This window comes from Paenibacillus sp. cl123, assembly GCF_900101595.1.
Lineage (GTDB): Bacteria > Bacillota > Bacilli > Paenibacillales > NBRC-103111 > Paenibacillus_G.
Map to the genome: position 1 here is coordinate 1 of NZ_FMYY01000040.1, position 23,406 is coordinate 23,406.

Genomic DNA, 23,406 nt, shown 5'->3' on the forward strand with positions numbered 1-23,406 from the left:
GGAGCTTTATTCCGAGGAATCCACGGGCCAGTGGAAGGGCTACCTTGATCAGGATATTTCGGAAAATTTCCGAATCACCACTTATGATGCGGGGCGGTACCGGCTTGTCATACGGGCGAAGAATGCCTTGACCGGCGAGAACTACCAGACGGTGAAAATGATTGAAACGATTAGCGGCCAACTGCTTGATGCAGGTGATTTTCCGCTCGGTCAAGCGACGATCTTTCAGGGCCATGACGGGAACGATTTTCGGACGCTTAGCCATGAAATTCTACCCGGCGCAACCGTAACGATGCGGGGAGAATTCAATAATCGTACCTCTGACGACGTTAAGCTAGCTGCTTTGCAATTGCATGTGCCTGCCGGCATGGAGCTGCTTGAGCAGAGCGTTATGCTAAACGGGATCGCCGTCCATCCGATTAAGGCAGACGATGGACAGTATGAGCTTCCGCTCGGGACGATCCTCCAGGAAAGCGGTGGATCGGTCACGTACCGCCTTCGGGTTAACGAGCTGCAGCCTGACAAAACTGTTCGCGCCGTACTTCGTACCGTCGCGGCATCTCTCCAAACCGCAATCAAACTTGCGCCAAGAAAACTGGATACGAAACTTAGCATGCTGAATGCTTTTAGCTCTTTGGGGCCCCCGCAAAGTACCAGGAATACGCTTCGTCAGCCTACTCTTCACTTTGTGGGGGATTTTGGATAAGCCCTCGACCAGTAGCGCTGAAATCAGAAGAACTGACGTAAGTTGTTTGATATATTGCCAAACCAATACACACTCATCTCTTTCGATTAATTAACTCTCTTGCTACCTAATCAATTATAACGTCGTCCCTTTCCCGTGAAACGAGTATAATTTTCGGAAGTACTCGGGAAAAATTTCGGGAAATCGGGAAATAACAGGAGTTCATTGGGAACCCATCAACTATCGGTATGCCCTCGAATAGTCTTTTTTCATTCGTGCTTACATAACGTTAACTTAGAGGTCGGGGTCCTTCCTTTGACAGAAGACGAGAAATGGCGCCACAGGTGTTAGGTCTATGACGCCATTTTCCCCATTTTTGAGATCATACGGATGAACTATTGCGGACCGACTAATTTTCCATATAATTGCAATGATAAAGCGTAATGTCTGTCAATATAAAACTTCTTTACTCAAAATCATCTTACTTTTGCATAAGCGGTCTTACCAAGAGCAATAAAAGGGTTAAATCTCGTTATTATTATTATTTTTTCTTAACCTAGAACTCGGGCCGTTTGCTCGTGGTTAACACTGCCGTGCTTTGCGTTTTTCACCATACAAATGCCCATTCCAACATAAGCTGCACCCCAGAAGGAAGCGAAGTATGCTTCATACGGCAGCGCCATCGAAACCAGCATCAGGATATGCAGCAAGGCGCTCCAGCGTGGAAACACGTTCGACCGCCACATCAGGACAGACAACACAAGCGTTCCACCAAGCACGCCAACCGTCATGATTAGACCAACAATCGACTCGGCCAGCGTGTCATTACCGGGATACTCTCCATATGCTGCTCTTCCGTACAGCACACATAGAGTCATCATGTTCCCGATAATAATAGCGAGTACAGTCCATAAACTAACGCCGAACCTTGACGGCAAGGCTAGAAATACACCAAAGGTGCCTATCGCCATCAAGACACATGCAATCATCGCAAACATCAGTTCCATCGGACTATCTGTCCCCCATACTAAATTTGACGGCGTCATCCCAATTCTGGCTAATCCCGCGAGGATGCATACCGCTCCGAACCATTGGACAAACCTCTCTACTGTCATTTTGATCATTCCTCCACCTATTCAAATGACTGGCTTGATAACAACTATAACCCAGTGGTATTCCTATACAGTAGAGCATAACTTTCATGCCCGGCTAGGAAATAGGTATAGGAATTCAGAGCATTTACAGTGAGAAAGATGGCATCTATAATAATCGTTGGAGGTTAGTTTGAAAAAAAAGGATGGCTTACATGAGCGTTTCTCAGTCAGTATTTCGGAAATCAAATTTTCACTTGGTGAATATAAGCCGCACCCTGGTCATCCTCTTCAGCATAATCACGGCTTCCCTCTATTTCAGTCATATCGCTGACTACTATGAGGCGATCCGTTACAATTGCTTCATCCAGACATGCATGTATGCACCGCTTCCCGCCTTTGACGACCAGACCTGGGTACGAAGTGAATTAACGATGAACACTGCTGCATTGTTGATCGTTTTGAACGACCTCCTCTTTTCAATGTTATATCTGCTGTCTGCCTCCGTACTGCTCACTAAGGCGGGTCGCGAGCCGATGGGCGTCTTAGCTTCATTCATGCTGGTGTGCTTCGGAACAACCTTCCCGTCGTTCGTGAAAATCGCCTTTGCAGAAGACAACTGGATGAGTAATTGGTTTGAGTATGTAGGTGCTCTGGGCTGGGTTACATTCCTGGTTTTTTTCTTTTTGTTTCCGACCGGACGCTTCACGCCTCGCTGGTCTCTCTATCCCGCATTGATTTGGGCTTGCATTGAATTGTCGGATATCGTCTTCAGCGGCAGCTGGATCGACCGCGAAAACTGGCCTTATGCGCTGAATGCAGCAAGCTTTGTCCTCGAAATTGGCGCACTGAGCTATGCGATGCAATACCGCTACCGCGTAACCTCTACCACTACCGAACGGCTGCAAACCAAGTGGATCCTCTACGGCGTTACCGTCAGTGTCATTGCTTTTATTATCATCAGTGTGTTAATGGACCCCGTATTCATTGCTTCACCGCTTGCTTATATCATACTTAACATCCTGCTGCATTTGTTCCTGCTGCTTGTACCACTTTCGCTCGTGCTTGCCATAATGCGACGCCGCTTGTGGGATATCCAGCCGTTGGTGAAACGCACGTTTACGTATGCGATCTTGTCAGCAGTAATTATTGCTGGTTACGCTTTGATCGTGACCTATATAACCCAATTGTTTCAGACCCGTGTCAACTTTCCGATTTCACTTGCGTCAACCGCTTGCATTGTCTTAATCTTCTCCCCGGTGAAGGAACAGCTTCAGCGCTGGACGAACCGGATATTTAAAGGTAGACACGATGACCCATACGGCGTACTTAAGGAATTGCGTCAGCATTTAGTGCAGCCCATGAGTCCTGATGCTATGCTCTGTGAGGTCGCGCAGACCGTAATGTCAGCCCTTCAGCTTCCTTATGCGGCGATATCGATACAGGCCCAGCACCAGGAATCAGTTATCGCCTTTGCAGGCACACAGCAGCAGCACGTTGGACGGTTTCCGATCATCCATCAGGGCGAACAAATTGCCGTGTTTATCGCCGCATACCGCCCGCACGAGAACGATTTTTCCAGCGAGGACCTAGAGCTGCTCGATGTATTAATTGGCCATGCTGGGCCGATCGTCCGAATTGCTTCGATGTCTGTTGGGATGAAGCTGCTAATGGAAGAACTACAGCTATCACGACAGAAGCTTGTAATGGCACGAGAGGAGGAGCGCCTCCATATCCGGCGAAACCTTCACGATGATTTGGCTCCCCGCTTGGCCGCTCTAGCCTTGAATGCTGCCACCGCCGAAGGATTCGTCAAGCGAGATCCAGACCTTGCAACCGAAATGCTGACTGACCTTCGGAAGGTAATCCGAGAGACAGTTAGCGACATCCGTTCAATGGTCCATGACCTTCGTCCTTCCAGACTTGACGAACTTGGACTTATCGGAGCGTTGAACGAAAACATTAACGAGATGGTTAAGCCGATCCAGCAGAACGAGAAATTCCTCAGTATATCGCTCGATTCACCAAACACGTTGCCTCGACTGGCAGCGGCCGTTGAAGTCGCGGCTTACCGAATCGTGACAGAAGCCGTTGTAAACGTCATTCGGCATGCAGACGCGAACCATTGCCAAGTGCAGATAACCGTCGATGCCGGTATGCTTCAAATCGAGGTTATTGACGATGGGATTGGAATCGATAAAAACATGAAGATGAAAACGGCAGGCGTAGGAGGCATCGGTCTGCAGTCCATACGAGAACGCGCGATTGAACTTGGCGGAACATACAGTCTGGAAGCAATTTCTCCACACGGTACACGAATTTATGTAGTGATACCCATTAATGGATTAAAGGAGCCAAAATAAATGAAAGTACTAATCGCAGACGACCACCCGCTGTACAGAAGTGGTGTGAAAAATCTGTTCCGACTGAGTGATGACCTGTATCTAGCAGGTGAAGCTTCTAACGGAGAGGAAGCAGTGGAGCTGGCCAGGCAGCTAATGCCTGATCTCATCTTAATGGATATCCGTATGCCAGGATTCAACGGAATTGAAGCAACTCGAATCATTAAAAGCCGCTTCCCACAAATCCACATTTTGATGCTGTCCATGCACAAAGATGACCATTCTGTTTTTACGGCCATGAAGGCTGGCGCAAGTGGATACGTGTTAAAGGAGGCTAATGAACTGGATCTTCTGCAAGCGATTCGGATTGTAGGAGCAGGTGGGGCGGTGTTTAGTCCAGCAATAGCAGCGCGTATCATCAGCCATTTTTCTGGAGAAAGCAAAGGTGTTGACGATTCCTTTCTCTCAGAGCTTACTCCAAGGGAAAGAGAGATTTTGGACCTTCTTGCGCTTGGAGACACCAACGCTCAGATTGCCGCCCGGCTATCGCTTAGCACGAAGACTATAGCCAATTACGTGACAACAATCTTAAATAAACTGCAGGTAGCAGACCGCCACGAGGCAAGACGGCTCATTCAAGACAACTACGGGCATTTTCAGTTGGACGAAGACTAGCGGAGTGAGTGACAGTCTTTCGTAATTCGAGCATATGGTAACGATTCGCCCTCTGACCTAAATCAACTCCGCATTCGTCAACGGCGGCAAGCCGTTCAGAATGGGCGGAGCATAGACCGTCTCGAATCCCTTAGGTGTGTCTATCTCATTGCGAAGCCATTCTTGCTGTTCGTCCCCCTGGATTATATAATCCCACATAGACCTTATCGACGTAATTGTCCCGGATACCAGCATAAAACACTGGAATATTGATAGGTACGGAATGCATATAGATTAGTAGCGTAGTGAATTCGATAACCAAGTTGGTTAAAATAGAACGGGGCCGTCCCAACCGTCATCTGTGATGACTTATGGGTCAGCCCTGTTGATTTCTAAAACATGCGTTCGGTTTTCGGCACCTGTGAATAACTTCATCCAATACTCGGATTTCATAAATCACGGATAAATATAAGTCTGTATTTGTTTGGGAATATCCTCTATATTTTAATATGCCCGGCCGGGACACTATACCATTTATACTACCTCCGGATCTTGAATAAACCAATCCATACCAAAGCTGGCTTCATTCGGGCTGGCGAAGTAGCCTTCGATCGTTATCCGGTTCAACATTTTAATTTTCCTCATGCTTCATTACCCCTGGATAACTGGTTATTTCCAAACGGAATAACCTGATTATACCCGGAAGGGGTGAACATAAATTGGACGAAACCGTCATTTTCTACAAGTAACATTTATCGTCGGCATAATCTTACCTTTAATGTCTCAGACATAGCCGATTATAACTCCACCCAGAGCCCCCGCAATCACAACAACCCAAGGAGGCAGCTTCCAAAAAACAAGCATGACAAACAATATTAGCGCCAGCGCGAAATCCACCGGAGCCAAAATGGCCGTAGTCCACAACGGATCATATAAGGCAGCCAGCAGGATGCCCACGACCGCAGCATTAACGCCGACTAACGCTCCATGCACCTTCGGATGGCTCCGGAGTCCGTTCCAAAACGGAAGCGCCCCGACGACTAGTAGAAAAGCCGGTAAAAAGATCGCTATCGTTGCAATAACAGCCCCCGCTATACCGCCGGACATGGCGCCCAAATACCCCGCAAACGTCGATAATGGGCCGGGAACAGCTTGCGCGGCGCCGTATCCCGCCAAAAAATCCTCCTGACTCACCCAACCCGTCGGTACCACTTCGCGCTCGAGCAAGGGCAGCAAGACATGTCCACCGCCAAATACCAATGCCCCCGATCGGTAAAAGCTGTCAAACAAAGCGATCCATTGCAGATTCAGCGTCTGTCTCAAAATAGGCAGCGCAAGCAGCAGCGAAAAAAAGAAAACAAGACAACCTGCAGCAAAGGGTTTACCGACCGAAATTTGAATGCTGGAGCTGCCTTCACCGGGATTCTTTTTATAGAACCAGAGCCCGAGCAGACTGGCGGCCAAAATAATCCCCACTTGCGTAAAGGCCGACGGCCACAACAACGCGGCTGCCGTTGCCGCGACTGCAATCGTAACGCGATCCCTGTCAGGCGTAAGCTTTTGACCCATTCCCAATACGGCGTGAGCTACGATGGCTGCGGCAACAATTTTAAGACCATGAATCCATCCCGCATTCGCAATATCCGATCCTTGCAGCACGGCTGCAAACAGAATGAGAGCAATCGCGGAAGGCAGCGTAAAGCCTAACCAAGCCGCGAACCCGCCAAGCAGCCCGGCCCTTACGATACCGATCCCAATCCCGACCTGGCTGCTGGCAGGGCCGGGTAAAAACTGACACAAAGCAACAAGATCGGCATAGCTCTTTTCGTCCATCCATTTTCTGCGTCTTATGTATTCTTCGTGAAAGTAACCCAGGTGAGCGATCGGCCCTCCGAATGATGTCAAACCTAATTTTGTCGATACGCGCAGAATCTCCCAAACGGTTGAGGCTTTTCCTGACTTTTTCGTTGTTGGCGGTCCGGATTTCAAAATTATCGCTCCTTCATTTATCTTCCAGACAAGGTTATTTAACCGCCTGATAAACGAGACCTATGGCTCCGGAATCAAATGTCTTGTTTTCGATGAGCTTGAGATTGATCTTCTCCTTGAGACCTTGGAATAGCGGCAACCCGCTGCCGATCAGGACGGGAGATACCGTAATTTTATACTCATCTATTAAACCAAGCTGTATCAGGTAATGTGCGAACCTAGGGCTGCCGAGGATGACCATATCCTTGCCTGGCTGCTGTTTGAGGTTTCTGATCTCTTCCTCGACATCTTCTTTCACCAGTCTGGAATTGTTCCATTCGACTTTCTCCAGTGTCGTAGAAAACACGATTTTGGCTGTCTTCTCGATCCACTCGGCATGATTCCGTTCATGCTGCGAAGCTGATGGGTTTGAAGGCACAGATGGCCAGTAGCCGTGCATCATCTGATAAGTCTCGCGTCCCCAAATGACCGTGTCGGCGGTACTCAGAATTTCTTTCGCGTGCTTCTCCAAATCAGCATCGTAGGAAACCCAGCCAATGTCCATTTTACCGTTCGGCCCTTCTACAAAACCGTCAAGTGATGCGTGCAAAAATAAAACAAGTTTTCTCATTTTCAATTCTCCTTTGTTCAAGAGGGATCTCCTGCATTACCTACATTATAGAACATTTCAGTTCAAGTTGTTTCTTGTTGTTTGCTAATTTCGGATAAAACATTTCGCCTACTCGGAAAAACAGAAGTCCGAACCCGGCCTAATTGTCAATCAGTTTTGACAAGAACCTTATCCTATTAAACAAAAAAGCCGCGAAAATCGCGGCTTGAGTTTGAACGTTTTTTTGCTTTACTTTTCGATGGCTCCCATACTCGTCAGCACCCTCAGGAGCAGCGCTGCGGCCTGGGCCCGGCTCGCTTGGCCTTGAGGCATCAGCTCGGACTCCGTCATGCCCTGCATCCAGCCCTTCCGGATGGCCAGCGCCACGGCTTCCCGCGCCCATTCGGACACATTCCGCGCGTCGGCGAAACGATCCAATGATAATGCTTCCCCGTCAGACGGCGCCGATTCGAATCCCGGCATCTCCGCGAATCGCTGCAGTAGAACGGCGAGTTCCTCGCGGGACGCGGGATCGTTCGGCCGGAAGCGTCCATTATCCCCGTACACAAGGCCCATCTCGGCCGCCTTCCGTACGTAAGATGCATACCAGGCTCCGTTCGGCACGTCCGTGAATTCCGTTGACGGGACCGGGCGCTCGGTCTCATGCCCGGATAGCCCGTCTAGCGTCCCCTGTCCGGTTTTCGCAGCAGTTTCCCCAACAGCTTGAGCTTGATCCATCGCGCTTACCAACAGCTTCGTCAATTCCGCTCGCGTAATCGGACGATTCGGCTCAAAGCGGTCGGCGCTTACGCCATCTACAAGATGGCGGCTGACAAGTACGGCAACCTCGCCGCTGCTCCAGTGTGCGGCCAAATCGGCAAAGGAACGTTCATATAGCAGCACGGCATAGGTACCACCATAGGACGGAATGGCGGTTGCCAGGCGGAAGGCTTCCTTCTCGAGGACGCCGCCCACATAGGTCCAACCGGCTTGCGCAGCCGGATCTAACCGGTACAGGCCAAGCTTTCGCGCATCCGTCTTGCCGACTTTAGCCGGATCGAGCCGCAAGGTAAGCCGAAGCGGCTTGCCCGGGGCGGCCCCGTCCGCGCCGGCGATTTCCAATGTATCCGACATCAGGGTGTAGCCTGAAGCAAGCGGACGATCCGCCGGCACTCCCCGTTTGAGGACCAGGCTTGATGCGGCCCGATAGGCGCCCGGCTCCGCCGCCAACGTGACCCATCCGTCGAAGGCCGTGAAGCTGCCGCCTTTTCCATCGATCTGAATCTTGGTATCTCCGGCTGGACGATCATCGTGAATCGTTCCGCCGCCACCGCCGCCAGTTCCGCCACCGCTGGCGGTTTTCGTCCGAACCGTAACAGACACTCCGGTAGAGGTATTGCCGCTGTCATCCACGGCAACGATCGTCACCGTATACTCGGTTGCCGGAGCCAATCCCGATATCGCAAACGATTCGGCGCCCGGCAGGGCTACGCCTTCCTGCAGGGCATCGGGCTGATCCGACTTCGCCCACGACAGCCGCAGCTCCGCTAGGTCGGCGGATGCGGAAGTCGGGTCCTTCCAACCGAGCCCGATTTGACTATCCGATACGCTGACAGCCTTCAGATCCGTGACAGGCAGGGGCGCTTGCCAATCGGCTGCTGACGTCCAGCTGACCGTCACGCCGGACGATTCGTTGCCGGACTCGTCAACCGTCGAAATTTTGAATTCATAGCCGGAGGACGCGGGTAAGCCGGTCAATTGCGTCCATTCCGTGCCTCTGCCGACCTCGATCGGCGCTCCGTAAGCCTCATCGCCGGCCGGCTTCCAACGAATCCGCGTCTTGGCGTAATCGTCATCGGATGGATCGCTCCACAGGACGGCGGCTTTGTCGAACGTTACGCCAACCGCCACGTTCCCCGCTTCGGCAGGCGCCTCATGGTCTTCGCGGGAAACCTGGACTTGCAGCTCGGCGCCTGGAGCGACCGGTATACCTGCGTAACTGGCTAACGCCTCGGACATAACAACCCGATAGATCCCGTCGGCAAGCGCTTCGGTCGGCGTGAAGCGAATCACGCTCGACAGACGTTGGCCCTTCGCTTCAACCGGGTTCACGGCCCGGGTCATCCCCGCAATCGGCGTACCTGTCTCCGATTCAGATGCAACCGAGAGCGCATCCGGCTGGATCGATGCTTCGTCGATCGGCTTGCTGAAATAGACATCCACGTAAGCGCCCCCCGGAGCAGCCTTAGCCCGTTCCGCCAGCGGGGCGGTGTAGGAAACAAGCGGCACATTGACTTCAAGCTGCGGAGGAGGCACTTCCAGCTCATCGCTATATGCCGTTGCAAAGCCGTCCTTCTCATACTTGACCTTCCACTTGCCTTCCGGCACATCCCACCCGTACTGCCCGCGGGCGTCCGTCGTCAGCGGATTCGTCTGTCCGTACCATTCGGCGTCCCAGACCTTCCATTCGCCGGAAGCTCCGTCTTTCTCCAATACGGTGGCGGTTGCGCCTTCCACCCGATTGTCCGGCAGACCCTCGTACACATAGCCGCTCGGATCCCAAATGAATTTCGGCTCAGCGACCGGTTCTTTCTTCGGCTTTTTCTTGCACAATTCATCGTTGTAGTTGCGCAGATGATTCTCAAGCTCGGTCAGCTCATTATTGGCGACTTCATCGAGCTTAAGGCCGATGTAATAACTCTCCGCCCAGAACGCCAGGCCGAACACCCCGCCCGGAACGAACGTGATGGCAGCGATACCGATCCCCGTTTTGAGCATATTGTGCACGAAGATGTCCGCCTTGACCTCCCATGCGAAATTCGAATAGTACTCCTTGGCCGCCGGATCGCAGATTTGTTCGATGATCGCTATCGCCTCATTGATTCGCCGTTCGAAGCTGTCTGGATCGGCGACATCCATCGATCCCTGAATGAGGTCGCGCATGGTAAGCGCCAAATTCGTCTTATCCAGCGTGAAGGCGATCGTCTTCTTGATGAACTCTTCCTTGGCCCCGAGCGCCGCGACGCCTTTGCGTTTGCCAAAACCCGCCCCCGAACGGGTCGAATTATCAGGCACATAACCCGTCAGACGCAGGCTAATGCGTGAGTCCGTCATAGATCTGCTGATAGAAAACCCGTAGACAGGCACGCCCAGCGCTTCTGCCTGCTGCAGATCCTTGTCGCTCGGCGTATAGCTCACGGGACTGGTATCGATGCTGAGCGACGCGGCCATATTGCCGTTCAGCCGCACGCGCATCGATGCCGAACCTGCAGGCATGACGCTTCCGTCCGGCGTCTTCTCCCCGGGTCCGGCTTTCCAGTCCACGCCGTAGCCAGCCATCGCTGACGGCAGGCGGTCCCTGAAAGCCTCTTCCGTCGGCAATTCGGCGGGGGCCGCATCCGCAATCGGCTTCTTGCGGTAATCGACGCTTACCGGCCCGAGGTTCCAAGTGAACGGCAGCACCGCCTGATACTTGCCGTTAACTAGCTGTGCGCGGGCGGAACTGTCCCCCATCTGGACATACACATCCGAAATGCGCGACACATCCCGGAACTTCAACTTGAACACGAACGGCCTGCTTGGAACGACGACATAAGGAAATACGGCAACTCCGCTCGCCGGGTCGAAGGTGACCAGCCGACCCTGCTGCTGCTGCATGGACACCGTTTCGAGCCCGGGATCGTTCGGATCGTACAGAACGATAGCCCGCTCTCCCGGCGAACGAACGCCGTCGACCGTCGTCTCTGACGTAAGCTGATGTTTTCCGGCATCCGATCCGATTAACCTAATGGAGAGCGTCCACGTTCCAGCCGGGGACACAGCTGTCTGACCGACTGCAACGCCGTTATCATACACGGTAACTTCAGACCCGGCTGGCGCATAGCCGCCGACTTCGAACTGCGGATCCGCAACGATCTCAGGAGCACGCATCGTGACCGGCGTCACGTTCAGCACCGCAGTTCCGAAAATTTGCTCTTGCGCTTTCTGTTGCATATCTTTATATGTCATTTTCCCGACAATGGCGATTTGGGACGCATCCATACCGCCGGTCATTTTCAATTGCAGCTGCTGGCTGCCGCCGGTCAGACCGGCAATATCCCCGATCGGAATCTCTAGCGTTCTTCCGGACAAGATCGGCTCCACGGCTTTACCGTTCAGCACAAGAGTACCTGCGGCGAACTCGACTCCTTTCGGCAGATCAATCATCATGACAGCATCATGCGCCGTTGCCGTGACGGAGTTCTTGTATACGGCGCGAAGCGTGACGCGGCCGCCCGGCGTCGTCCAGTCGGCGCCGGCCTCAAGGCCATTGCCTGCACCGCCGAAATATCCCGCAGGCTGCAAATGAATATCCCCAAGCGGGACAATCCCGCCAGGTTGAGCGGTGAACTGAACCGAAGCCTCGGTATTGGTATAGGGCATTCTAATCACTATCCGCTTGCTTCCGCCACTTGCGAGAGGCGCGTAAAATTGCTGTCTCTCCGGGTCAAGCACCAATAACTCTTCTTTGATCGCATTATCGTTTAAATCATAGATCGTTGCAAGGATCGACTTTTGCAAGGTTCCATCCGGGGCGTAAGCCCGGAAGGAAGCCTGGCCGCCCGGATTCTCCAACCGGATCTCGATGTCCGCCTTGTTGTCCGCCCCGACGATCGACTCCCGGCATTGGCGGGGCAAGCCGGCTTCAACGCCGTCCGCGCATATGCTGACCGTATCGCCGGTCGTCGCCCAAGCCCGGTATACGCCCTCACGGAGCGTTGTATGGCTGAACTGGGGCGAGACGTACAGGTGATAATTCGTTGCAAAGTCAAGCTCGATCGGTCCATCCCAAGCCCCGCTTCCAAGCCGGGTAAATAAGCGTAGCGTGACGGTTGCAAGGTCCTGCAGCTGCAGATCGGCAGTTTGTTCGCCCGATATGTCGAGCGCGTAAGCCTTCGACAAACTGCCGGAACCGGCTGTGTTCATCGCTCGAAGCTGCACGGGCCCGACCGGAACCCGGACGTTGTACTCGCCGTTAGAATTCGCCTGCATGGTATAAGTTCTGGTGAAGCCCTCGCTGCCGCTGCCGATCAGCGCCGTGACCGTACTGCCCGCTGCCGGCTTCCCGTCCGTTCCTAGCACGCGGCCATGAATGAGAGCTTCCGGCTTCTTGATCAAGTTAATGTCCAGGCTCCGGGTCCTGACGTCGGCCGGAAAGATGATCGTCGCCTTCTCGTAAGCAGGATCCGCCGCCGCAGCCGTTAGTTCCAGCGAAGCCGCGTCTATCCTTCCGCGCGGAAGCGAGAATCTGATAACTGTCTCGTTGTAGAAATTGCCTGACCATAAGACTTCGCGGCTGACAGAATCACGAAGCGTCGCTTGCACGACGGCACGAGCCTCAGCAGACTGCTGCACCTTCAATCGGTATTCGAACTGGAATCGGGGAAGGATGACGGCATCTGCTTCCGCCGTTTGCCCGCTTCCCGGCGAAGTGAAGTAGACCAGGTCGCTATAGGTGCTTTTGGCGCTTAGATTGACTTGATACTGACTATTCGGGTAGGGGACATCGACCAATAGGCTTCTATCCTGTTCCCCGATCTTTAAGGAACCGGCATAATAAGGAACACCGACATGCAGGACGCTGATCGAGGCGTTCTCGAGCCACTGCTCGCTTTCCGAATTCGGCGGAGCGTCGATGGCGAGCCTCACTCGACCGGCAATGCTGCGTCCGATCGGATACGTCTGCGCTTGCAGCGCTCCATCGACCTCAAGCACGAATTCGTTCAGCGCGGCTGTGCCTTCCGCAATTCGATAGGTGGCTTGATAGTAACCGGACACCGGCCCCGATTCCGTCAAGGTCAGCCATTCCTGATCAGCGACCACGGTACCGTCAGCCTGTCTCACGTCCTTGCTTAGCCTGGCGCGCACCTCGCGTCCGGCAGCCTCCTTTACCGTCAAGATAACGTCGCTGTCGATGACCGGGACTTTATCGCTGCCATTGCCGACTTCTCTGGAATAGCTAAGCGAGTAGACATCTTGCAGCTTCACTAGCGGTATATTCAGCTCCGAACCGCCAATGGCAAGCATCACAGCCTGCTGCGGAGGTGCCTGATAGCCGGAAGGCGGCAGGACGGCCACCCGGATTCGCTCCCCCGCATGCCGATCTGCCAGCCGTGCAGTACCTTGCCCATCGGTCGGAATGCGCGCGATCTCCGTGCCGGCCTCGTCCGTGAACAGCACCTCCGCCGCAACCGGCTTTCCGCCATCGGATACCCGAACGGTCAACGACGATGCGATCTCCGCGGGAGACAGATTCACCGTCGTCACGACGCCCTTGTTAACGACGATGCCTTCCTGCCGGGCGAGTACCGTACCGCCGGCCGCCGTCAAGACCAACGCGGTATCGGCAGAAGCCGGCCACCAATATTCGTAGTGCGTAACACCGGCCGTGAGCGGTTTACGTGTCGAGCTGGCATTCGAGCTGCTCAGGTCGAACCAGGCAGAGCCCAAAATGCCGGGATACTCCGTGACGAGGTCAATCGACAGCTTGCCCGCAACACGAAGCGGTAGTCCCGCAGCGGATTTGCCGGTTGGCCTGTCGGTCAATCGAGCCGTGATCGCATCGATCTGAGTCATCCCGTCCGCAACCGTGAAGACGGCGCGATAGTTTCCGGATGCGGCCGGCGTTTCCGTCATGGCAATGGACTTCGTAACCGTCTTCGTCTGGGCAGGGTCGTTGGCCGTAATTTCCTGATAGGCGATGTCGGCGACAACCGTCTGTCCCGGACTCCCGGCTGCCGCAACCGTTACCGCGCCTCCGGGATTGACGCTGCTGAACGTAAGATCGCCGTCCTGCACCGACCATGACGCCGAATCGATCGCCGCGCCGGATTGTTGCTGTTGGCATTCCCCGTAACAGTAGGTGTACATCTCGCCTTCCCGAACGTATAAGACCCGATTGCCGGCCTCGTCGATCTGGGCGTTTGCCGCATTCATCGCCGGGTTCCCCACCCTGACCACTTCTCCGGTATCCCGATTGAACCTTTCTGCATAGTTCGTGACATAGATACTGCCGCTCGGGTTATTGTCACTGAGAGTCGCGATCACGTACTTTCCGTCACCGCTCATGGAGGCGTTAAGATAGCTTTTATCTTTCCGCTCACTTGCTTGGCGATTGTCGGGAAAGTAATCGTCGGTCCAATTATCCGGGTTGGCATCCCGGAGATCGATCGCCTGCAGCTTATTCCAACCGATGCCGAACCCCACGCTCATGGCCACGAACCGGCCGTCGTTGCTGATGGTCAGGTTTGATGCCCGCTTGACATATCCGCTTATCCAGATATGGGTGCCGGCAGCCATATCATAGACTGCAACGGCATTGGCTCCGTCAGGATCGGACGCATCCTGCAGATCCGTGGAGGTGGTCCAATACGCAACACGCGAGCCGTCGCCGCTGATCGCCGGACTCTGACTGAGGCCATTGCCCGGCGACTGATTTTCCGTATGGCTGATCAGTGATTTGGTATGGGCGATCAAGTCATACGCGTAGATCTGACCGCCTTCCACGAAGACGACCCGGTTGCCATTCGCGCTCAGAGAAGGTTGCCCCGATCGAAGCGCCGGATTCGAGATCAATGTTAATTCTCCTGAAGCGGCTTGATAGACGTATACGGCATATTGCGATCCATCCGGCGGCGCAGCGACGGCCAAATTGGTCGCGTTCGAAGCGAAGGCAATGATTTGCCCCGAACGGTCTGCCGCAAGGTCTTTTAAATCTCCGTTTAGCCCCTGTCCGTCAGATGTCAGATTCACGACCTCATCCACGCCGGTTTTCGTATCCATGTGATGCAGATACGATTGATCTTCCGCCTCCATATACGCCACGTACCACACGGCGCTGCCGTCACGAACAAGAAGCGGTGTTCCCGGGTAACCGGCACTGTTCAGTTTAACTTCGCCGGCCGGGGAGGTGCCTGCCATGATCTCTCTGTAGCCGGACTCGTTGCCCGCCGCATCGAGGGCTCGGATCCGAAAAGAGTGGGGGTTCCCCGGAGCAAGGTTCGCCATCACATATTCCGTGTTTGCCGTTTGCTGCAGCAATAGACCCGTCTTGTCATAGATCCGGTAACCCACGACCGAAGGATCGGCGATCATGCCTCCGCTGCCATTCGTCACCCGAGGCGCCGACCATTGCAGCAGCACGGCCGAATCGGGCGGATGGGCAAGCTGCCAGCTGCTGTCCTCTACTTCCCCAGGCGGCGTACGGTCCACTTCGAAGACGGCCGGAGCGGACGCATCGCTTCTCTCCCCGTTCAATTCCGCCGTTGCTGTAACCTGATAGATCCCATCATCGGAATCAAGCCACAGCAAGTAATTAAAGCGCCCCGATGCATCGGCTTCGGTCGTCGCTTCTTCGATAATGCTCCCGTTGTACACGCTATAAGTCACCGTAACCTCGGCACCGACTGCAGCGCTGCCGGCGACGACGATACTTTCCGCGTTCGTAAGGGCAGGCAGCGGATCGAGCTGCGGCATCTCCGGCTTGCCGGAAGCCTCCAAAAACGATTCGGGCGTTAGCTCGGCCAGCAAGCTTCGAAACATGCTTTCCGATTCCGCTTCCACTTCCATTTCCGTGTGTGCCGAAGCTGTCGCATGAGCTCCGAGCGTTTGCGGCATCAGTCCGCTGAGCGCTACGGAGATGGCGAGAAGCAGGCTCAGCATCTTCAACATCTTGTGTCTCATTTGGTTTCACCCCTTAAGTTTGCATCATTGCGATTGATCAGCGTACAGTTTTATCTAGCCGTTCAAACAGGCTTTCATCAGCTTCACCTTGACGTTCAACATTCGCACCATGCGAAATTCACTTTAACATCGGATCGCCCGGCCAGATATTATACGAAAGTATAGTTTTGAACTGCGCGAAGCACAGCCGGACACGCCGAAAAGCCCGCATCGCAATCGATGCGGACTTTATAGTCTCGGAGGCGGCCGGCAGGGTCTGACGAATCAGGAGCGGCTGCCGGGGTGGCAAACTGCTCCTGATTCGTCTTAATGAATGATCCCCATATCCAATGCTTTTTGGGAAGCTTCTTCCCTATTGTTCACACCTAGCTTGATATAGGCAGAGGAGGCGTAGTTTCTGACCGTACCGTCCGACAAATTCAGCTTGGATGCTATCGTCTTGTACCTCAGTCCTTTGGCAACTAGCTGCAATATTTCAACTTCCCTGACTGTCAGCTCATAATCAGCGGCAGCTTTCACTTGCGGAGATTTGCTGCTCCCATCGAATTTCTCGAATATTTTGTGGGACATCTCCTGATCGATCAACGTACCTCCTCGGTGTACAAGCCGAATCGTATCGGCCAGCTCAAGCGGTGCGGCCGATTTCAAGAGGAAACCGTCCGCACCGTTACGCAATAAGTCCAACGCTTGGTCCGTATCCTGAAACGTCGTTAAAATCAATACACGGATATGCGGCCATTGCCGCTTGATCAATTTGGTTGCCTGGATTCCGTCTATGCGCGGCATATCTAAATCCATAAGCACAACGTCTGGCTGAAGAGTTTTGCACAGGTCGGCGGCTTGCTCGCCGTCCTCAGCCAAACCGACTACGTTTAAATCTTGATAATTGTCAAACAAGGTCCGCAGACTTTCCCGAATAATCGGTTGATCGTCGGCAATCAGCAGACGTATCAGCTCGTCCGTCTTTTCCGCCGGTCTGGGCAAATTACAGACGACAAGCGTCCCATCTCCCGGCTTCGTATAGACGGACACTTGGCCTTGCAGATTCATCGCCCGCTCCTTCATCGCGTTCATGCCAAAGCCCTCCCGCCATTCTTCCATCCCTCTTCCGTTATCCCGCACCTCGAGCCTTGTATATTGCTGCGCGAATTGCAGCGTAACGGTAATTCCCGTTGCCTGGCCATGTCGGACCGCATTGGTCAGCGACTCCTGCAAACAACGAATGAATGTCATTTTCGCTTGCCGGGACAGCGGGTACTCCTCTCCGTACGCGAAAAAGTTCACACCCACTTGGGCATGCTCTTGAAATTCATCTCCAAGCTTTTGCAGCGAAAGGACCAAGGAGAGCGACTGTTGCCCAGACTCCATTTGATGCAAATAATTCCTCACTTCCCCGATGCTTTTGCGGCCCAGCTCCAACAAGGAATCCAGCCTCTGTGTACCGGTATCGGTAGCAAGCTCGGAGCGCAGAGCTTCCATTCCCATGATGATGGATGTATAAGCATAGCCGACGGTATCGTGAAGTTCCCTCGACAGCCTGTTTCGTTCTTCTGCCAGCGTAATGCGTTCGATTTGGGACATATACTGTTCAAGCACCTTATTTTGCTTGCGGATCGTTGTGTTCTGACGATGATTGACGATCAACAAATGAAAAGCGAAACCCATCACATAAGCAAGTCCGTAGTAGGTGACCATGATCCAATAGCCGTTGCTTGGCGCAACCACATGGAATAAGCCCGGCCATATAAAGACGGTTGCCGGAGCCGTCCAACGATAGGACTGATGAGCGCTGTTCGCCGCGGTAAGAAACGCGGATACCAGAAATGCAACATAGGCTTCCGGAAATAGCGAAGTTAAATAAACACATAATCCGCCAAATAACAGGATTTCCGTAATTAAATAATATTTATAATTCAGCTGCAAGCAAACCCATGGAATAGAGAAAGCGGCAATCTCTAGAAAAATAACGATCCACAGAGGCAGCGTCAGGCCTTCATGAAAACTTATCGTCGTGAGGATGAGTGAAAGGCTGGTAATAAGGCGAAGCCCCAGCATAATCCAATCATACCAAACCCATTGCTTCACCATATCCAGCAAGTCGTTCCACCCCTAAGCAGCTTCTGTTTTGTTTCCCATCCTATTATAGTCTATATCTTAATGCGGTTGCCCATTTTGTTAGTTAGGCTGAACGAAAAAGCCGCCGTCATCGCTCCTTTTCGTGTTCATCTTTCAATTGAGAGGGATTCACTTTCTGAATTTGAACCATGATATCAAACGTTTTACCTAATGATACATCAACAGTTGTTGGGATATCCGGCCCTATGGTAGTTATGCCAGCGAAAATGGGATGCTGCTTGTTTAGCCAAGCTTTTGTCACTCCGCTTGCCTTACGTAAATCCACAAAAAACTGGTCGTATTTGACTTGTCCAAACGTATAGTTGTAGCTATTCGGGTCATCTGATTTTATTGTTCCATGGGGCCCATATTCGTGGTTACTGTTATAAACATTGTAACGTCCCTCAAAGACAGATGTTCCAATGGACACATACCGTTTGCCATAATGTTCCGCTAAATGCTGCCCAGCCACTTTAGGATATACGAAAGGGATCATATTTGTTTTCGAAACATGTCCATTATGGCCCCAAACGATTGTTTTTCCTAAATGTTCTTCTGTCCATTTCGCATTTTCATACATGGCAATATCATGTTTTAAATAAAAGTCTCTCAGGTCATCCGGATAGGAAGCTGTCATTGTCGTAAATTGCTCGATAATACGAGCATTTTGTTGGATCCATGCGAACTCTCGGGATTCTCCATTCAGTTTGCTTTTATTTTGTTCCAATAAAGCGCTGATTTGTTTCGCATCGGAAACATATCGCTCTTTATTTTCTTTCTTAAGGCCGCCAAAGGTTTCTAAATCCGTGGAAACAGGAATAAGGCCTTCCATTATTTTTTCGAAACGAGCTGCAAGTTTTGCGTCATGTTTCTTTACATACTCTATGATATCGTTATACACATTCTTGTTTACTGTTTGTATATCCATCCCGATGATCCGTATTTTGCACGTATGCTTGGGATCAGCATTATATTGGCGTATCCACTAGATCTATGATTTCTTTTGTGTTAAATACAGGCGTTAGATATTGGCTTGGGTCTCCTTTACCCGTAAGAACAAAGCGATCGAGTCCCAATGCTCTGTCCCATCCCTCCTCTAGCACTAGGGCGTTAAAGCCCATTCCAAGCACCAAATACTTAACAATGCGATGTTTCATCGTAAAAACTTCATGAGCTCCATGCGTCGCTTCACCAATACCAACAATTGCAGCTGATCCTACCATATCCTTAAGCGGCTTTAAATCATGAAGAGATGCTGTTGGATCCGTTGACTTTAATGGCATTGCATGGTCTTCTAGCCACTTTATCTGTTCGGCTTGTTGATTTTTGTTGTAGGGAGCTCCTATAGAAGCTTCTGCTTTCAAAGCGGCCGTAGTATTTCCTGTAAAACTAGTCAGTGTGATCAACGAAGCAGCCATTGCGATAACCATTTTCTTTTTCATAATAATCCTCCCACTATAAAATAATGTTTTCTCCTGTTTTCTCACGTATTCTCAATATTTCAACTTTGACAGCTTGAGCGGTAATAGCGAAGAATGTAGCCTATGCAACGGACTGGAGTCAGAGCGTAGGCGGGAATAGAGCTTAGGATGTCAGATTCCAAAACTGTGGATGATTCGGTATGATCGCACAGTTGGATATCCACATTCACCCTCGGGGTTTACCCTCCCATGTCACGCTGGGTCTATGCCCTCACATTCCTTCGTTCTACCTCTCAAGGGGTGGATGCCGATTCTTGCTCCTTTACGGGGTCGTTGCCCTTATGGAATGTAGTCCTTCGGCTGCTCCAGTGCTTCCGTTGTCTAAGCTAAATGATCGAGTTTAACAAGAGTTAACAGGTCATGCTTTGATTAAGCTACCACTTGCATATGAGCCTGACGAACCGGCCCCATTACATCATTTGCATCGTATTCTTTCTGCTTGGTTCCCAGCGTAAAGAGAATACGGGCCAACCTTCCACATAACGCGATAATCGATTGTTTTTTCTTTAACGGGTTCTGGCTTCTCGTCGTATAGTAATGGTGCAGTGCCTTGAACGCAGGGTTCTTAGCAACCATCGGCATTACGGCCCGAAACAACAGGGCTCGGAGACGTGACCGCCCGCGCTTGCTTATTCCGGTCCTGCCCTTTCTCTTGCCAGAGCTATTCTCCTTCAAGTTCAGACCAGCCAAACGAATGATTTGCTGCCCATGGTCATAGTTGTGGATATCCCCAACTTCAGCCAGAAACCCTGCTACCGTCACCACTCCGACCCCTGGCACCGACAACATCTGTGCAGTGCCCGGAATACTTTCGAGGATCTCCAGCACCTTTGCCATGGTTGTCTCGAGCTGCTCGCTAAACAGGTCGTATTGCTGCAACAAGACGGCCAGGCTGCGGCCACGAGCTTTCTCCGCTCGCTTTATCCCTACTCTCCACGTTTCACTTCGGTCTTCAAACACTCCAGGACGCCTCTAGAGCCTTTTGCCACAATCTCAGCAGGCAGCGGAAACTCTCTGAGCGTCATAAGCGATGCCTTGCCTTCCCAGACTTTGAAGACGCTTGTGTACTCCGGGAAGAAGCGGTCGAACCAATTGACGATACGACCTTTAACTTGCGTTAAGCTTACCGACATCTTTTCTCGAAGATTCATGAGGATACGGAGATCCGCGTACTCTTTCGTCGGTAGATTCGGTTCAGAGTACTTGCCGTTTCGGATGAGATCCGCAATGACTTTCGCATCCTTGTAGTCGCTCTTCGTCTGTGAGTTGTCTTCTAGCTCTTTGCTTTTGTTGACGTGGTGCGGGTTAACGACAACAATTTTAATGCCTTGCTCCTTCAGAAACGCTGCTAACGGGAACCAGTAGTGTCCGGTGGGCTCAATTCCAAAAACGATATCCGTCTTCGCATGTCGCTGCCCGAGATCCTTCATCCACGTTGCTAGTTTCGTTAGCCCTTCTGCATCGTTGTGGAACGTGCAATCCTTCCCAAGCTCGATGCCGCGGAAATCTACTGCTCGAGCCACATGGACTTTCTTGGCGATGTCCGCTCCAACGACCAGTGTTGTTTCGGTAATTCGTGTAATTCGTTGATTCTGTTTCTGCTTAAGTTTATACTTCATGTTGAGTGCCTCTTTCGTATATGGGATTTGTTCTTTGGACGGAACGTTTCCCAGTATACAAGAGGTGCTTTTTTCGTTCAAAGCTCAAATTACTTCATTACAGGAATGGCTCCTTAAATTTTTAAAGACAGACAACAGAACAGCTACCGGTTTAGCTCCCTAATCATGCTGCGTGTATAACCTCCGATTTTTTTCGCCAAACCATCAGCCAGCTTGGAGCTTAATGCTGCAAGCACGACCCCCACAGCCATGATCAGAAGGGAATTCGCAAAAGTGTCGACCTCCATGAAAATGAAATTCATTTTGACGTGCCGATACAGCAGCGGTGCCAACAGACACGCAAGGGGGACTACATAGATTAAGGCTGCGCAAGCGAGACTAACGAGTCCAATCAAAAACTTACGCATTAACCAAAAGACAGCGCACCAGTTGTGGCGGTCCGTAAGTTCCAATTTGGATTGAGCCCAGGCCGATGCACCTGTTGTTACTTTGCTCTCATAAGGCTCTGTCGTTATATCGGTATACAATTTCGTCTGCGTCCGTTCGAATTGAATGAACGTTGTAGTCGTTCGCAAAACGCGTGTAGCCAGGGGAATGCCGATTACTGTAAATGCTAGACTTAAACTGAACGACAAAGCCACCATGTAAAAGCAGAAGTAAAAAAGTCCTGTAACGAAAGTGAACAATAAAAAATAGCCATTCCGGATGAAACCTGATTTCATGAGGTTCATCGCTCCTCTCCGAGTCATACCGGCATCCTACGACTTATTGCGTCAACTCTACCAGTACAATAATGTCATATGACATTTTCGGCTTGCGTTAAGGCAAATCCGCGACGGCCAATGGGATAAAATCAAGGACCTGCTGCCAGCCGGAAGAAACCCGCAAGGAGGGAGAGACCCGGCCCAAGACAAACGGCCGTCCATGGACGGCCGCCGCTGTGTAGCAATAACTGCATACTTCAAAACTTGAAGAAACTATTCATGGGATCTGTAGGACGTTCTGAAAGCCGAAGTCGCCATCCTGCCAACTTCCAATTGACCAAAATCAGGTATTGTGAAAAGATTGAACATGACTACGCCAATCTGGAGGTAAGACCCGCATGAAAAGGTTTCATTGGCTTTCTGTATTCCTAATATTTTTGATCTGCACCCTGCTTCCTTTTAGTCGCTTTGCCGGTGTTTTTTTGTCAATACGAGTAAATTTACTGACTTCTTCTTACGCGCTCAAGGGTTCAAACCATTTTTCTAGTGCCCCGTCTGAAATCGTAGTTGGTAAAACCGGGTAATTACCGGTAACGACTACTCTCTGGGGTGAGAACCATGACTATCTTTGTACGCGATTGAGCAATGAGGAAGGCAATCGCCTTCTGCGAATTGCACGGAAAGGTGCAAATTCGGTTGAAGTCCGCTGCGCTCTTCTCATTCTGGCGTCAGCCCAAAAGATGAAAGTGCCGGAGATCAGCCGGCTGTATCACATTTCGGGCGAACATATCCAAAAAACGATTCACCGGTTCAACTCGGAAGGGATGGCCTCGGTCAAACCGAATTATGGCGGCGGGCGGCCTCCGACCTTCACCGAAAAGCAGCGGGCCGACATCAGTGAGCTTGCTCAAATTCCACCTAAAGTGCTGGGGTACCCTTTTACGCATTGGTCGCTGGCCAAGCTGAAGGAAGCGGCAGAGAAGAAGAAAATCGTACCTTCGATCTCTATCGAAACCGTACGCGTCATTCTGGATGAAGCCAGGATCACCTACCAGAATACAAAGACCTGGAAAGAATCAACCGATCCGGAGTTCGAGAGTAAAAAAAACGAATCGAAGCCCTGTACGACTGCCCTCCGGCAGACGGGCGGGTAATCTGCGTCGACGAGTTCGGCCCGCTATCGCTGCAGCCTTACCGCGGCAAGGGCTGGTTTCAGCAGCGTCGGCCTAAACGGCTTCGTGCAACCTACACACGGCCGCACGGTGTGAAGCATCTGCTCACCGCGCTGGATATAAAGACGAATCAATTGTACGGTCATTCTGCAAAGAGCAAGAAGCATGCCGACATCCTGCGTTTCTTCAACGTGCTTCGCCGTCGGTATCATCGATCCGAACGGCTGTATATCATTCTGGACAA

At 51.9% G+C, this 23,406-nt stretch carries 11 protein-coding genes and 2 pseudogenes; 4 read left to right on the forward strand and 9 right to left on the reverse strand.

Annotated elements, in window-relative coordinates:
* Positions 1-706, forward strand: a 706-nt coding sequence (locus BLR08_RS31370; protein ID WP_176835642.1) for a hypothetical protein, incomplete at its 5' end; no start/stop codon positions are given.
* A gap of 530 nt (positions 707-1,236) precedes the next feature.
* Here BLR08_RS31370 and BLR08_RS30080 read toward each other — a convergent pair.
* Complete coding sequence (locus tag BLR08_RS30080; RefSeq protein WP_143151572.1) at positions 1,237-1,692, reverse strand: hypothetical protein; 456 nt, start codon at positions 1,690-1,692, stop codon at positions 1,237-1,239.
* 299 nt (positions 1,693-1,991) lie between these two features.
* Here BLR08_RS30080 and BLR08_RS30085 point away from each other — a divergent pair, with 299 nt between their 5' ends.
* Together BLR08_RS30085 and BLR08_RS30090 are read left to right on the forward strand one after the other, a co-directional pair.
* A complete protein-coding gene (locus tag BLR08_RS30085) occupies positions 1,992-4,139 on the forward strand; it encodes a GAF domain-containing sensor histidine kinase (protein WP_176835643.1) in 2,148 nt (715 codons plus the stop codon).
* Positions 4,140-4,793 carry a response regulator gene (locus BLR08_RS30090; protein WP_072338270.1) on the forward strand — a complete coding sequence of 218 codons (654 nt, stop codon included), beginning with the start codon at positions 4,140-4,142 and terminating at the stop codon, positions 4,791-4,793.
* A 762-nt stretch (positions 4,794-5,555) separates the two neighbouring features.
* On the opposite strand, the gene BLR08_RS30100 is transcribed toward BLR08_RS30090, so the two are convergent.
* From BLR08_RS30100 to BLR08_RS30130, 7 genes and pseudogenes are all read right to left on the reverse strand, one after another.
* Entirely contained in the window at positions 5,556-6,761 is a 1,206-nt protein-coding gene (locus tag BLR08_RS30100; RefSeq protein ID WP_072338269.1) for a chromate transporter, read from the reverse strand.
* Positions 6,762-6,795: 34 nt separating this feature from the next.
* Positions 6,796-7,371 carry a dihydrofolate reductase family protein gene (locus BLR08_RS30105; RefSeq protein WP_072338268.1) on the reverse strand — a complete coding sequence of 192 codons (576 nt, stop codon included), beginning with the start codon at positions 7,369-7,371 and terminating at the stop codon, positions 6,796-6,798.
* Positions 7,372-7,599: 228 nt separating this feature from the next.
* Positions 7,600-16,071 (reverse strand): S-layer homology domain-containing protein, encoded by an 8,472-nt coding sequence (locus BLR08_RS30110; RefSeq protein WP_072338267.1) that lies wholly within the window; start codon positions 16,069-16,071, stop codon positions 7,600-7,602.
* Between the two features lie 306 nt (positions 16,072-16,377).
* Entirely contained in the window at positions 16,378-18,168 is a 1,791-nt protein-coding gene (locus BLR08_RS30115; protein WP_090586639.1) for a helix-turn-helix transcriptional regulator, read from the reverse strand.
* Positions 18,169-18,274: 106 nt separating this feature from the next.
* Positions 18,275-19,628: pseudogene (locus BLR08_RS30120) on the reverse strand (erythromycin esterase family protein).
* A 408-nt stretch (positions 19,629-20,036) separates the two neighbouring features.
* A pseudogene (locus tag BLR08_RS30125) lies at positions 20,037-21,286 on the reverse strand (IS110 family transposase).
* Between the two features lie 143 nt (positions 21,287-21,429).
* Entirely contained in the window at positions 21,430-22,008 is a 579-nt protein-coding gene (locus BLR08_RS30130) for a sensor domain-containing protein (protein ID WP_072338303.1), read from the reverse strand.
* 620 nt (positions 22,009-22,628) lie between these two features.
* On the opposite strand from BLR08_RS30130, the gene BLR08_RS30135 reads away from it, so the two are divergent.
* Entirely contained in the window at positions 22,629-23,144 is a 516-nt protein-coding gene (locus BLR08_RS30135; protein ID WP_256328372.1) for a helix-turn-helix domain-containing protein, read from the forward strand.
* 23 nt (positions 23,145-23,167) lie between these two features.
* Here the strand turns inward: BLR08_RS30135 and BLR08_RS31515 are convergent.
* The coding region (locus tag BLR08_RS31515) for a hypothetical protein (protein WP_218131604.1) at positions 23,168-23,406 on the reverse strand (239 nt) is incomplete at its 5' end.